The sequence below is a fragment of the Streptomyces dangxiongensis genome (assembly GCF_003675325.1).
Taxonomy (GTDB): Bacteria; Actinomycetota; Actinomycetes; order Streptomycetales; family Streptomycetaceae; genus Streptomyces; species Streptomyces dangxiongensis.
The window spans coordinates 6,927,356-6,940,738 of sequence record NZ_CP033073.1; the positions used below are offsets into that span (position 1 = coordinate 6,927,356).

At 72.4% G+C, this 13,383-nt stretch carries 10 protein-coding genes and 2 pseudogenes; 6 read left to right on the forward strand and 6 right to left on the reverse strand.

Going from position 1 to position 13,383, the window contains the following annotated elements; translation table 11 throughout:
• Positions 1 to 115: 115 nt before the first annotated feature.
• Together D9753_RS31345 and D9753_RS31350 are read right to left on the reverse strand one after the other, a co-directional pair.
• On the reverse strand, positions 116 to 2,062 hold the full coding sequence (locus D9753_RS31345; protein ID WP_121790059.1) for an N-acetylmuramoyl-L-alanine amidase: 1,947 nt from the start codon (positions 2,060 to 2,062) through the stop codon (positions 116 to 118).
• A 263-nt stretch (positions 2,063 to 2,325) separates the two neighbouring features.
• The gene (locus tag D9753_RS31350; RefSeq protein WP_240468334.1) at positions 2,326 to 3,822 is read right to left on the reverse strand and encodes a M1 family metallopeptidase; all 1,497 of its coding nucleotides are present in this window, start codon (positions 3,820 to 3,822) and stop codon (positions 2,326 to 2,328) included.
• Between the two features lie 343 nt (positions 3,823 to 4,165).
• On the opposite strand from D9753_RS31350, the pseudogene D9753_RS31355 reads away from it, so the two are divergent.
• Positions 4,166 to 5,440 (forward strand): annotated as a pseudogene (locus tag D9753_RS31355) (peptide-N4-asparagine amidase); the annotation flags it as partial.
• A gap of 102 nt (positions 5,441 to 5,542) precedes the next feature.
• A pseudogene (locus tag D9753_RS39500) lies at positions 5,543 to 5,878 on the forward strand (peptide-N4-asparagine amidase); the annotation flags it as partial.
• 83 nt (positions 5,879 to 5,961) lie between these two features.
• Here D9753_RS39500 and D9753_RS31360 read toward each other — a convergent pair.
• Complete coding sequence (locus tag D9753_RS31360; RefSeq protein WP_121790061.1) at positions 5,962 to 6,411, reverse strand: MarR family winged helix-turn-helix transcriptional regulator; 450 nt, start codon at positions 6,409 to 6,411, stop codon at positions 5,962 to 5,964.
• 114 nt (positions 6,412 to 6,525) lie between these two features.
• Here D9753_RS31360 and D9753_RS31365 point away from each other — a divergent pair, with 114 nt between their 5' ends.
• Both D9753_RS31365 and mltG read left to right on the forward strand, forming a co-directional pair.
• Entirely contained in the window at positions 6,526 to 8,328 is a 1,803-nt protein-coding gene (locus tag D9753_RS31365) for an ABC transporter ATP-binding protein (RefSeq protein WP_121790062.1), read from the forward strand.
• 43 nt (positions 8,329 to 8,371) lie between these two features.
• Positions 8,372 to 9,268 carry an endolytic transglycosylase MltG gene (gene mltG, locus D9753_RS31370; RefSeq protein WP_121790063.1) on the forward strand — a complete coding sequence of 299 codons (897 nt, stop codon included), beginning with the start codon at positions 8,372 to 8,374 and terminating at the stop codon, positions 9,266 to 9,268.
• 12 nt (positions 9,269 to 9,280) lie between these two features.
• Here mltG and D9753_RS31375 read toward each other — a convergent pair whose 3' ends face one another.
• Positions 9,281 to 10,357, reverse strand: coding sequence for an NAD(P)-binding domain-containing protein (locus D9753_RS31375; RefSeq protein ID WP_121790064.1), 1,077 nt, complete (start codon positions 10,355 to 10,357; stop codon positions 9,281 to 9,283).
• A gap of 216 nt (positions 10,358 to 10,573) precedes the next feature.
• On the opposite strand from D9753_RS31375, the gene D9753_RS31380 reads away from it, so the two are divergent.
• Positions 10,574 to 10,996 (forward strand): secondary thiamine-phosphate synthase enzyme YjbQ, encoded by a 423-nt coding sequence (locus D9753_RS31380; RefSeq protein ID WP_121790065.1) that lies wholly within the window; start codon positions 10,574 to 10,576, stop codon positions 10,994 to 10,996.
• Positions 10,997 to 11,050: 54 nt separating this feature from the next.
• On the opposite strand, the gene D9753_RS31385 is transcribed toward D9753_RS31380, so the two are convergent.
• Together D9753_RS31385 and D9753_RS31390 are read right to left on the reverse strand one after the other, a co-directional pair.
• The gene (locus D9753_RS31385; RefSeq protein WP_121790066.1) at positions 11,051 to 11,866 is read right to left on the reverse strand and encodes a helix-turn-helix transcriptional regulator; all 816 of its coding nucleotides are present in this window, start codon (positions 11,864 to 11,866) and stop codon (positions 11,051 to 11,053) included.
• 241 nt (positions 11,867 to 12,107) lie between these two features.
• On the reverse strand, positions 12,108 to 12,506 hold the full coding sequence (locus tag D9753_RS31390; protein ID WP_121790067.1) for a DUF5997 family protein: 399 nt from the start codon (positions 12,504 to 12,506) through the stop codon (positions 12,108 to 12,110).
• 92 nt (positions 12,507 to 12,598) lie between these two features.
• Between D9753_RS31390 and D9753_RS31395 the strand changes: the two genes are divergently transcribed.
• Positions 12,599 to 13,381, forward strand: coding sequence for a LysR family substrate-binding domain-containing protein (locus tag D9753_RS31395; RefSeq protein ID WP_121791384.1), 783 nt, complete (start codon positions 12,599 to 12,601; stop codon positions 13,379 to 13,381).
• Positions 13,382 to 13,383: the final 2 nt, after the last annotated feature.

Consider the following 13,383-nt stretch of genomic DNA (forward strand, 5'->3'; position numbering starts at 1 on the left):
CCGAATCCCGCGCCGGCCGCCCCCGATGCCGTGTCGTCCGACCCGGATGCCGTGCGGGGCCGGCCGGTGCGGTCTCGTGCCGTCCCGCGCCCCGCCGGTTCCGGCTGTCGCCGCGTCATCGGTCCGCCGGGCTGTCCTTGCGTGCCGGTGGGCCCGCCGTGCGAGGAGTGTCCACCACGTCCACGTCGCTTGCCCGGACGTACGCGAGCCGATGGCCGAACTGGATCTCGTAGTAGCGTTCCCGGCCCCACACCACCGGGTTGGGCACGTCGGTGAAGGACGACCGGGCGGTGTAGGAGCTGCCGACGCGGGACTGGGTGACGTACCGCTGGCCCGCGAGGAGGCTGTACGGGAGCGGTGATTCGGGCTGCTCCGGCACGTCCTCCGGGTAGGCCTCCTCCTCCGGGAGGGCACGTCCGTACACCGGGATCTCGTCCCGGCCCTGCTTCGGTGTGACCATGCGCCCGGCCGCACCGACGGCGGTCGGCTGCTTCCCGGGGTTGCTGAACCACGCTTTGTGTCCCTGGTACCAGATGGCGGTCCAGTCACCGCTGCGGCCGGCGACGGCGAACGTCTGGCCGGTGGAGACGCGCGATCCAAGGTCGTTGACGTCCTCCGTGGAGTCGTCGCCGTCCGGTTTGCGGCCCGGGTCCTGGATCAGCGGGGCGTTCTCGTCCGGTTCGGTGTGCAGCCGTACGGCACTGGATCCGTGCGGCGGACACGGTGAACCGCTGTCGGCGCACCCCGTGTACCGAGGCTTGTTCTTGGCGAAGTCCGGCAGGATGGTCACCATGTCGCTGTCCGGTCCGGCCGTCGCCCGCAGCGGCGCGCCGAGGAGGTCGAAGTAGTGCCGCCAGTCCCAGAAGGGGCCGGGGTCGTCGTGCATGTCGGGGATCGAGTCGGCGGTCGGGGACGGCACGTTGTCGTGGCCGAAGATGTGCTGCCGGTCGAGCGGGATGCCGTACTTCTTCGCCAGGTACCGCACCAGGCGGGCCGAGGCCCGGTACATCGGTTCCGAGTACCAGGTGCCGGGCTGCCGGAGGAAACCCTCGTGTTCGATGCCGATGGAGCGGGCGTTCACGAACTGGTTGCCGGAGTGCCAGGCCTCGTCCTTCGTCCTGACGTGCTGGATGACGTGACCGTCGCTGGAACGGATCGAGTAGTGCCAGGACGACTCCGTCGGGTCCTGCACGGTCTTGAGCATGTTCGGCAGCACGGCCTCGGTGTCGTGGATGACGATGTACTCGATCGACTGGTCGCGGGGCCGGTCGGCGAGGTCGTGGTTGCCGTACTCGTTGTCGTCGATCTCCTCGTACGGCGCGCCGAGCCAGTCGCAGGACAGCTCGGCGGGGCACTCGACGTTCTTCGGCTGCGGGGGGTTGTGCGGGCGGGTGTGCGGCTTCACGCCGGGGGAGGCGGGAAGGGTGACGTCCTGCCCTTCGGCGGTGGTGCGGTGTGTTCCGCGCCGGATGAGGGCGAAGACGTCGTCGGCGTACGTCGCGGCCGACGTGACGTCCCGTGTGCCCGGGAAGCGGGCCACCGCCTCCCACCAGTCCGCCGGGTCGGTGCTGAGCGGATTGCCGAGCTGGCGCTGCGTGGCCGCCAGGAGGGCCGCGCCGCCGCGCACGTTGGCGGCGGCGTCCGTGCGCAGGCGTCCGGCGGGGGACCGGATGAGCCGGGCCGCCTGTCGCAGGTCCGCGGGCCGTACGGCGCGGGTGGACGAGGCGTCCGCGGTGTTTTCGACGAGCGGGCCCGCCGCCCCCACGAGCGGCGGGGTGGGGCCGCCCTCGGGCGGCCTTGGGCTGGGTTCGCGCGCCGGGGCCCGGTCGCGTTGCGCGTCCACCAGATGCATCGGCCCGAAGCCGCCCGCGACGCTGGGCGCGCCCGGATGGGAGTCCCACCGGGACTGCATGTAGGACACGCTCATGAGCACGCTGCGCGGTACGTGGAACTCGCGCGCGGCGTCCGTGAAGGCGTCCTGAAGACGCTGGTCCGCCGCATCGTCGGTGCCGTACATCGGAAGGATCAGCAGGGGCGACAGCACAGCCGCCGACGCGATCACGCATGCCGTCCTGCGGCACCTCCGGACGACCCTGGGCACTTGTGCAGCGACTGTTCTTCTCATTGCGGAGGCTCCCAACCAGGCTCGGCACAACCAGGACAAAGGTGTTGCCCTGCCGTCACACCACCCCTCGTAGGTTTCCGTGCCCGGCGCGCCGCGTCGTGGCGAGCGTCACCGGGGTGGACCAGCGGCCAGGCAGAGGCCACCCGGTCGGCGGCAGTGACTGCGCCTCCCGGGGCACCACGCGCGACCGCGGGCGGGCTTCAGTCCTCGACCGGATCCACCTGCCAGTCGGGGTGGCCGGGCATGGGCGGGGTGTGCGCTCCGTACAGCCACGGGGTCAGGAAGGGATGCAGGTCCTCGCCCGCGATCCGGGACGCGAGCGCGATGAAGTCCCGGGTGCCGGCCGCGCGACCCCGGTACTCGGTCACCCAGGCCCGCTCGATCCTGCCGAAGGGCTGCGCGCCGACCTTCTCCCGCAGTGCGAACAGCACCAGCGCCGAGCCGTCGTACCGCATGACCTTGAAGAGTGTCGCCTCGGTGGGCTCGGCCGGCGCGCCGTCGTCGTGCCGCCACTGGTCGTGCTGTTCGTAGGCCGCCCGCATCGCGGACTCCAGGCTCACGCCGCCGTGCTCGTCGGAGTACAGACGTTCGTAGAAGCGGGCGTGTCCCTCGCTGAGCCACAGGTCGGACCAGCGCCGGATGGCGACGCTGTCTCCCGTCCAGTGGTGCGTCAGCTCGTGGACGAGATTGCGTTCGGCGTCGACCCGGTCACCCAGCAGGTCGTCCTTCGGCAGGACGGACAGCGACTGTGTCTCCAGGGCCACGGGCAGGTCGGTGTCCCCGACCAGCACGCCGTAGCGGCGGAACGGGTACGGGCCGAGGCGCCGTTCCAGCCACGCCAGGTGTTCCGGAGTGAGCGCGCGGTGGGCCTCGGTGTCCGTGACCAGGGTGTCGGGGACAACGTCCCGGAGGGGCAGTCCGTGCGGGCCGCTGCTGTCGACGAGCGTGAACCTCCCGATCGCCATCTGGACCAGTTGTGCGGCGATCGGCTGTTCGGAGTCGTAGGTCCGTCGGACGCGGCCGTCGGACCGCCGGACGGTGCCGACGAGCCGGCCGTTGGCCACCGCGGTCAGCCCCGCGGGGGTGGTGATCCGGAAGGTGACCGGTGCCCGCAGGCTCGGGTGGTCGTTCGAGGGGAAGATCATCCTGGCGCCGTCGGGCTGTGCGCAGAGCAGGGTGCCGTCGGGCGTGGGAACCCAGCCGTAGTCCTGGATGGCGTCGTCGCGGTGCCGGCTGCGGGCCGGATCGGCGGTGTAGGTGACGCGGACGGTGAACGCGCTGCCGCGGGGGAGCGGCTTCGCGGGCGTGATGACGAGTTCGTCGGCCCTGCGTTCGGCGGTGGCCCGCGCGCCGTTGACGGTGACGTGATGCAGCGTGTTGCCCGCGAAGTCCAGGTCGAAGCGGGACAGCGCCTGGGTGGCGGTGGCGCTGATGGTGGCGCCTGCCTCGAACGGTGTCCGCGGCGCCCGCCAGTCGAAGTCGAGCGTGTAACGGCGGACGGTGTAACCGCCGTTGCCGGCCAGCGGCATCAGTGGGTCGCCGATGCCCGGCGCGCCGGGGGAGGGGACCGGGCCCGCCGAGGCGCCGGGGGCGGGAGTGCCGTGGCCCGCGTGCCGGTCTCCGTCGGTGAAGAGGCCGCCACCGGGGGGCGCCGAGGATCCGGGGAGGGCGAGGGATCCGGTCAGTGCGATCGCCACGGTGAGTGCGACGGCTCCGGTGAGGGCGAGGGCGAGCGCCCTTCGACGTGCGCGGAGGACCTGACGACGACGCGGACGCCGGGGGGCCGGGTGCGTGGGCGGCGCCTTCACCGGCGGAGTTCGTGGACGTCGCGGCGCCGGAGGGACGGGCTCGCAGCCGTGTGCCCCGCTGGACTGGCGGCGGTCATGATCTCCATGACGGCACTATGACAGGAAGATCAGCTTATATTGCTGAATGTCCGTCAAGTGACACTCGTGCGGCGGTCAGGGGGGCCGTCCTCATCGCGCCGGTCTGCCCGAGGCGTCATTGCGGGTGCCGCCCCGGGCCCGTAGAACACCGGCCATGAGAAGACGGATAGTCATGTCCATGCTCGCCGGGGCGACCCTGCTGGCGAGCACGCTCGTCGGCGCGGGAACCCCGGCCGCCCGGGCCGCCGACGTACCCGCCGAGTTCGGCACCGACTGGCACGACCCGGTGACCGCGGCCCCGCCCGTCGGCCGGCCGCACACCCCGTCCTGCCAGGTGACTCTCGCCGATGTCCGGTTCCGTGACTTCACCCCCTACCGGGGCGCGTACGCACCCCCCGACGGCTGCGGCGACCGCTGGAGCAAGGTCGTCCTGCGCCTCGACGGCAAGGTGAAGGGCCGTCAGTACGACCGTCTCGGCTATCTGCGCGTCGGCGGGGTGGAGGTGCTGCGCACCTCCACCCCGGAGCCCTCGCCCGACGGCATCGAGTGGCACGTGGAGAAGGACGTCACCCACTACAGCGACACCTTCCGCCGCGCTCGCGATGTCGAGATGCTGATCGGCAACGTCGTGGACGACATGTACACCGGTGTCATCGACGTACACGTCACTCTGACCTTCTACGCGGGCCGCCCGGCGGCCCCGGCCCCGGACCGTGTCCTCACCCTCGCCGACACCTCCGACGGCACGACCCTCACCACGCCGCGCAACAGCGAACGCATCGTCGCCGAGGTCTACGCGACCGGGTCGGGCGGCGGCTGCGAGGAGTTCTGGTACCTGACCGTGGCCGACCCGGCGTCGTACTCCTGCAAGGCCGACCAGGGCCCGTACCGCGAAGTGCAGATAACGGTCGACGGCCGGCTCGCCGGGATCGCCGCGCCCTACCCGAACGTGTGGACCGGGGGCTGGTCCAATCCCTTCCTGTGGTATGTGCTCCCGGCGCCACGCGCCTTCGACGTGCGGCCGATCGAGTACGACCTCACGCCCTTCGCCGGCCTGCTCGACGACGGCCGCCCGCACCGCGTCGAGGTCTCCGTCGTGGGCGTGCCCGCGGGCCGGTCGGGCTGGAGTACGCCCGTGAACGTACTGGTCTGGCAGGACGCGCGGCGCGCCCGGCTCAGCGGCGCGCTCACCACGGACAGGGCGACCGGTCTCACCAACTCCTCCGTCCACACGCCGGGTCCGCAGAACCGGGTGCGCACCGAGGCCGGGCACCGGCTCGCCGTCTCCGGCTACCTCGACACCTCGCACGGCCGCGTGACCACCACCGTCACCCGGACGCTCGCCGACAACTCCGTCCACCGTTGGACCGACGACGAGACCACGGACGGCCTCGACGCGACCTGGACCGACGACGAGACCGTCACCGTCACCGTCGGCGGGTCCGGGTCCGGGTCCGGGTCCGGGTTCCGCTCCGGGCCGGGGTCCGGACAAGGACGCGGTGCCGGACACGGACGCGGTGCGGGGCACGGGCCCGGACACGGAACAGTGCGGACCGCGCACACGCACCGGACGTACACCATGAACGGCGCCACGACCCTGGGCGCGGACGGCCGGCTTCGTACCGTGCTGACCCTCGGTGACCGGGCCTCGGCGACGGTCCGCGAAGGCGGCCGGCGCATCGGGTGGTGGCGGCTCGACGACACCTACAGCGGCGACGCCGCGTACACGACCGACGTCCCGCGCGACCAGCGGCACGCGATCGGCACGTCGACGGAGCGCTACCGCCTCCTCGGCCCGGACGGCTGCCACGACCGTTCCCTGACCGCGGTCCAGGGCGTGCTGACGCAGGACCGCAGCCGCTGCTGAGACGTGCGGCGCGGAGGTGACAGGCCTCGCCGAGGTCGCTGCCGGCGGCCCCGCCCCGTCTCCCGGGGTGGGGTCACGGGTGGTCAGCAGGACTGCTGGGCGTCCCCGTCGACCAGTGTGTCGAGCAGTACCCCGAGCACCTGGCGCTCCTTCTCGGTGAGGGGGGCGAGCATCTCCGCCGCCGCCGAGCGGCGTGCGGCACGCAGCTCACCCAGGGTGCTGCGACCCTCGTCCGTCAGCTCGATCCGGGTCACGCGCCGGTTCGCCGGATCCGGCACCCGCCGCACCCGGCCGCTCGCCTCCAACCCGTCGACCAGCGTCGTCACCGCGCGGGGCACGACCTCCAGGCGCTCGGCGAGATCGGCCATGCGTGGAGGTGAGGCGTAGTGCGCCAGGGTGCGCAGCAACCGGGACTGCGCCGGGGTGATGCCCAGGTCATGCTGTTCCAGATGACGTTTCTGGATGCGGTGCACCCGGCGGGTGAGCCGTAGCAACTGCTCGGCGAGCAGGCCGTCGGGATCGGGGGTGGTCATGCGGGAACAATATCAGGACGCCGTTCATTGTGAGTATAGGTAACAATGAGCTACGATCCATCAGACATCGCCGGCCGACCCCTGACCGGCGCCCGCTCACCTCCGTAGGAGCCCATGCACCCCGACCGTGAACCCTCCTGGACCCCACCTGCCGACGCCGGCGAACAGCCCCGGCAGGTGCGCCGCATCCTGAAGCTCTTCCGCCCCTATCGCGGGCGCCTCCTGATCGTCGGCCTGCTCGTCGGCGCCTCGTCACTGGCGTCGGTGGCCACCCCCTTCCTGCTCAGGGAGACCCTCGACGTCGCGATCCCCGAGGGCCGCACCGGACTGCTGAGCCTGCTCGCGCTCGGCATGATCCTCAGCGCCGTCCTGTCCAGCGTCTTCGGTGTGCTCCAGACGCTCATCTCCACCACGGTGGGCCAGCGGGTCATGCACGACCTGCGCACCGCCGTCTACGGCCGGCTGCAACGCATGTCGCTGGCCTTCTTCACCCGCACCCGCACCGGCGAGGTGCAGTCCCGCATCGCCAATGACATCGGCGGCATGCAGGCCACCGTCACCTCCACCGCCACCTCCCTGGTCTCCAACGTCACCAGCGTGGTCGCCACGATCGTCGCGATGACCGCCCTGGACTGGCGGCTGACAACCGTCTCCCTGCTCCTGCTCCCGGCGTTCGTCTGGATCAGCCGCCGGGTCGGCAACGAACGCAAGAGAATCACCACCCAGCGGCAGAAACAGATGGCCGCGATGGCGGCCACGGTCACGGAGTCGCTCTCGGTCAGCGGCATCCTCCTCGGCCGCACCATGGGCCGTTCCGACTCGCTCACCGCGTCCTTCGCGGAGGAGTCCGAGTGCCTCGTCGACCTGGAAGTGCGGTCGAACATGGCCGGCCGTTGGCGCATGGCCGTGATCACCGTCGTCATGGCCGCGATGCCCGCCGTCATCTACTGGACCGCGGGCCTCGCCCTCCGGTTCGGCGGCCCCGAGGTGACCCTCGGCACCATCGTCGCCTTCGTCTCGCTCCAGCAGGGCCTGTTCCGCCCGGCCGTGAGCCTGCTCGCGACCGGCGTCCAGATCCAGACCTCGCTCGCGCTCTTCCAGCGCATCTTCGAGTACCTGGACCTGCCCATCGACATCACCGAACGCGAGCGGCCCGTCCGGCTGGACCGGATCAAGGGCGAAGTCCGCTTCGAAAAGGTCGAGTTCCACTATGACGGCAAGGGCGGCCCCGTCCTCGACGGCGTCGACGTCACCGTCCCCGCCGGCGGCAGCCTCGCCGTCGTCGGCCCGACCGGCGCAGGCAAGTCCACGCTCGGCTGTCTGGTCCCCCGCCTGTACGACGTCACCGGTGGCCGCGTCACCGTGGACGGCGTCGACGTCCGCGACCTGGACTTCGACACCCTCGCCCGCGCGGTCGGCGTCGTCTCGCAGGAGACGTACCTCTTCCACGCCTCCGTCGCCGACAACCTCCGCTTCGCCAAGCCGGACGCCGACGACGAGGAGCTGTACGCGGCGGCGAGGGCGGCACAGATCCACGACCACATAGCCGCGCTGCCCGACGGCTACGACACGATCGTCGGCGAACGCGGCCACCGCTTCTCCGGCGGTGAGAAGCAGCGCCTCGCGATAGCCCGCACCATCCTGCGCGACCCGCCGGTCCTCATACTCGACGAGGCGACCAGCGCACTGGACACCCGCACGGAGGCCGCCGTACAGCAAGCCATCGACGCGCTCTCGGCCGACCGGACGACGATCACCATCGCCCACCGCCTGTCGACGGTGCGCGGTGCCGACCAGATCGTGGTGCTGGACTCGGGGCGGGTCGCCGAACGCGGCACGCACGAGGAACTGCTGGAACTGGACGGCCGGTACGCGGCCCTGGTGCGCCGGGACGCGCAACTGCAACCGACAAGCTGAACAGATGCCAGGTTTGTGACGATATGCGTACTACCGTGCCCGCATGCGCACGAAGACTCCGCCACGGAGCACGATCCGACTGACACGCCGGGGCAGACTCGCCCTCGTCGTGGCCGGCGCCGTCGTCGCCGGCACCGCCGTGGCGGTGCCGCTGCTGACACTGGTGAGCTACCACGAGGAGGCGAAGCCGGCCACGCTCGTCATCCCGGAGGGCTGGCGCGCCAACCAGGTCTACGACGCGGTCGACAAGGCACTCGAACTGCCGCCGGGAAGCACCCGCAAGTCCCTCGGCAAGGCCGCCCTGAAACTGCCGGGCGAGGCCGAGGGCAACCCCGAGGGATATCTCTTCCCGGCGACGTATCCCATCCGGAAAGGGGCGACGCCCCAATCCCTGATGCAGCTCATGGTCGACACCGCGAACAAGAAGTACGACGGCGCACCGGTCGCGGCCGGAGCCCAGCGCAGCGCGATGAACGTCTACCAGGCCGTCACCATCGCCAGCATCGTCCAGGCCGAGGCCGCGACGAAGGAGGACATGGGCAAGGTGGCCCGGGTCGTCCTCAACCGGCTGAACCGCGGGATGCCGCTCCAGATGGACTCCACCCTCAACTACGCGCTGAACCGCAGCACCCTGCGCACCAGCCAGGACGACCTCCGGATCGAGAGCCCCTACAACTCCTACCAGCGCATGGGCCTGCCGCCGACACCGATCGACAACCCCGGCGACGACGCGATGCGCGCCGTGCTCAACCCGACACCGGGCGACTGGCTGTACTTCGTCACCGTCAAGCCCGGGGACACCCGCTTCACCGCGGACTACGCCGCACACCTGAGCAACGTGGCGGAGTTCAACGCCCTGCACCGGCGCGTGGGGACGGCACAACCGCCCAGCGGCAGCCCGCAGCAGTCCCCGGCCTCCGCGCAGCCCCCGGTCCGCTGAGCCGGCGGGAGGTCACGCGGCGACCGGCTCCCCGGCCAGCAGCCCCCTGATGTCCCGGACGGCCGCGCGCCCGGCGCGGTTGGCGCCGACGGTGCTCGCCGAGGGGCCGTAACCGGTCAGATGGATCCGCGGGTCGGCGACCACCCGGGTGCCCTCGACGCGGATGCCGCCGCCCGGCTCACGCAGTCGCAGCGGAGTGAGATGGTCGAGCGCGGCCCGGAAACCGGTCGCCCACAGGATGACGTCGGCGGCCACGTGCCGGCCGTCCCGCCACTCCACGCCGTCGGGGGTGATCCGGTCGAACATCGGCTGCCGCGCCAGCACGCCGTCGGCCAGGCCCTGCTGGACGGCGTCGGTCAGGGGCAGTCCGGTGACGGAGACCACGCTGCGCGGGGGCAGCCCCCGGCGCACCCGCTCCTCCACCAGCGCGACCGCCGCGCGACCCGCCTCCTGATCGAACGGCCCCTCCCGGAACACCGGGGGCCGTCGGGTCACCCAGGTGGTCGCGGCGGCGTACGGGGCGATCTCCAGCAGATGCTGGGTGCCCGAGGCCCCGCCGCCCACGACCACGACCCGCCGCCCGGCGAACTCCTCGGGTCCGGCGTACTGCGCGGTGTGCAACTGCCGCCCGCGGAAGTCCTCCTGGCCGGGGTAGCGCGGCCGGAACGGACGGCTCCAGGTGCCGGTCGCGTTGATCAGCGCCCGCGTCGACCAGACGCCGTCCGAGGTCTCCACCAGCAGCCGTCCTCCGTCGCCCTCGCGTACGGCGCGTACGTCGACGGGGCGCCGCACCCGGAGGTCGAACGCCCGCTCGTACCGGCCGAAGTACTCCCCGATCACCTCCGCCGAGGGCCGCGCCGGGTCGGCGTCCGTCAGCTCCATGCCGGGCAGCGCGTGCATCCCGTGGACCTTGCCGTACGTCAGGGACGGCCACCGGTACTGCCAGGCACCGCCCGGCCGGGGGGAGCGGTCGAGGACGACGAAGTCGCGGTCCGGCTCGAAACCGCCGCGGCGCAGATGATAGGCGCCGGCCAGACCCGCCTGACCGGCACCTGCGACGACGACCTCGACCTCGCGCGTTGCGTTCACGCCTCCCTCAACGGGCCGGCACACACGGATCTTCCCGGCCCGGCCCGGCCCGGCACCGGCTCACCCGGACCACCCACGCCTCGACCGTGCCGGAGGCGAACGCGGCGAGCGCGTCGGCCGGGTGCAGGCCGGTGATCCGGTCAGGCGGCTTCGGTGACACCTGAACTCGAGGCCGCCACGGCGTGTGGAAACCGGCGCATGGGTCAGGATGGGGGCATGTCCGATGCTTTCACCACGCGCATGCTGAACGTCTCCACCGGTTCCCGGGAACGCGTCGTCGACCTCACCGCCGACTGCGAGGAGTTCCTGCGAGAGGCCGCCGCCGGCCGCGACGGTCTGCTCAACATCTTCGTCCCGCACGCCACCGCCGGAATCGCCGTCATGGAGACGGGCTCCGGAAGCGACGACGACCTCCTCGCGGCCCTGCACACCCTGCTCCCCGCCGACGACCGGTGGCAGCACCGGCACGGCAGCCCCGGCCACGGCCGCGACCACGTCATGCCGGCCATCGTCCCGCCGCACGCGACCCTCCCGGTGATCGGCGGGCGTCTGGAACTGGGCACCTGGCAGTCGGTGTGCCTGGTGGACACCAACAAGGACAATCCCGACCGCCGGGTACGGCTGAGCTTCCTCGGCTGACCCGACCGGCTCCTTCCCGGCGCCACCCCGCGCGCCGCCACCCCGCCCCGGGTGTCACGTGGAGCGGGTTCGGGCGGACGCGGGTGGCCGGGGCGCCGGCACCAGGCCGAGTCGCTGGGCGCGCAGCACGGTGCCGACGCGGTCGCGGGTGCCGAGCTTCCGGTAGATGTTCTCGACGTGCTTGTGCACCGTGCGCACCGAGATGCCGAGGCGACGGCCGATGGCGTCGGCCTTCAGCGCGTCGGTGAGCAGCAGCAGGACGGACGTCTCGCGCGGGGTCAGCGCGCAGTCCGCCGCGCGCTGGTCCGGCGCCCCGGCCGCACCGAGCGCCCGCCGCCATTCCTGGAGCAACTGCCGCTGCCGCTCGACGGCGGCCAGCAGCGGCTGCGCCCGCTCGGCCATCATCAGGTGGTCGTCCGTGAAGTCCGTTCCGGCGCGGTAGACCAGGCAGCCGGTGATCGGGGCGGCGCTGCCCGGCAGCGGGACGCCCAGCACGTGGTCGACGTCGAGGGCCCCGGCGAGCAGGCGGGCGGTCGGACTGTCCGGCCAGGTTCCGCCGACCGCCCGGTACGCGGTGACCGGCGTGCGGTCGGACCGGAGCGCGTAGTGCCGGGCGAAGGGATAGCCGGCGCGCAGCAGAGCGAGGTCGGCGTCGCCGAGCCGGGCCAGCTCCGCGGCGGCGGCGTCGGGCACCGTACCGATCGTGCCCTCGCTCTCGCTCCAGTCGTCCGGTTTGTGGATGGCCGCCTCACCGCCGCACAGGTCCGCGAGCGTCCCGGTCAGCAGGGGCCACAGCCGCTCGGGCTCCCGTTCGTGCAGCGCCGCCACCGCGACCGTCGCCATGCGTTCGTAGGCCCTGTCCAGCCGCACGTGGTCCCCTCCGGTTGCCGTAGCCGCCCGTCCTCCCACCGGCGTACGCACTTGTACGTATACCCCCGCGGTCCCCGGCGGGTGCAGACTTCAACCCGGCGACACCGGCCTGCGGACGCACTGCGTCCGACGGGCCGCCGGCACGGGGGAACGGCGGCCCGTCCGGTGCCGTCGGCGACGCGCCCGGCAACGGACGACGCCCCCCGGCAGAGCCGAAGGGCGTCGCGGACGGGCGAGCGGGTCAGCCGCGCTCGGCGCCGCTCTCCTTCTCCTGCTTCAGGTTCTTGATCCGCGCGGCCTCCTTGCGGACCTCGGCCTGGGTGGCGCGCTCCTTCTCCAGCCACTCGGGCTGCTCCTGCTTGAGCGCCTCGATCTGCTCGGTGGTGAGCGCCTCGGTGACCCCGCCGCGCGCCAGGCCCGCAATGGACACGCCCAGCTTGGCGGCGACCACCGGACGCGGGTGAGGACCGTTGCTCCGCAGCTCGCGCAGCCACTCCGGCGGGTTGGCCTGGAGCTCGTTCAGGTCGGCACGCGAGACCACGCCCTCCTGGAAGGAGGCGGGGGTGGCGGGGAGGTACACACCCAGCTTCTTCGCCGCGGTCGCGGGCTTCATCGTCTGGGTGCTCTGCTGCGACTTCATGAGGTCAAGGGTATCGGCCGCGTACGGGAGGCCCGACCACGCCGGCGGGGGCAGGGGGGAGGAGGCCCGGTGGCGGACGGTAACCTGGCGTGGTGACAGGCTCGGAGGAATCACCGTCGTTCCGGCTCGCTTACGTTCCCGGAGTGACGCCCGCCAAGTGGGTGAAGGTCTGGAACGAGCGCCGGCCCGACATCCCGCTCACCCTCGTCCAGGTTCCGGCCGCCGAGGCGCCCGGGGCACTGCGCGCGGGCGAGGCCGACGCGGGGCTGGTCCGGCTGCCCGTCGACCGTACGTACTTCAGCGCGATCCCGCTGTACACCGAGACCTCCGTGGTCGTCGTCCCCAAGGATCACGTGATCACGGCGGTGGACGAGGTGACCCTGGCCGACCTCGCCGACGAGGTGCTCTTCCATCCCCTGGACGACCTCTTCGACTGGGACGCCCCGCCGGGCGAACCGGCCTTCGAGCGGCCCGCCACGACCGCGGACGCGATCGAGCTGGTCGCGGCCGGCGTCGGCCTCCTGATCGTCCCGCAGTCCCTGGCCCGCCTCCACCACCGCCGGGACGTGACCTACCGTCCCGTCGCCGACGCGCCGCAGTCAGGTGTCGCCCTGTCCTGGCCGGAGGACGCCACCACCGACCTGGTGGAGGACTTCATCGGCATCGTCCGCGGCCGCACGGTCAACAGCACCCGGGGACGTACGACGGCGACCCCTCCGGCCGACCGGACGCGCAAGGGGTCCGAACAGGGCGGCAGCCGGCAGACCCCCGCGGCGAAGGCGCGGGCCAAGCCGGCGGGCGGCGCACGCGCCCGCACGGGCGCCGGCAAGCCGGCCAAGGCCGCCAAACGGGGGAAGCCGCGCCGCAGGTCCTGAGC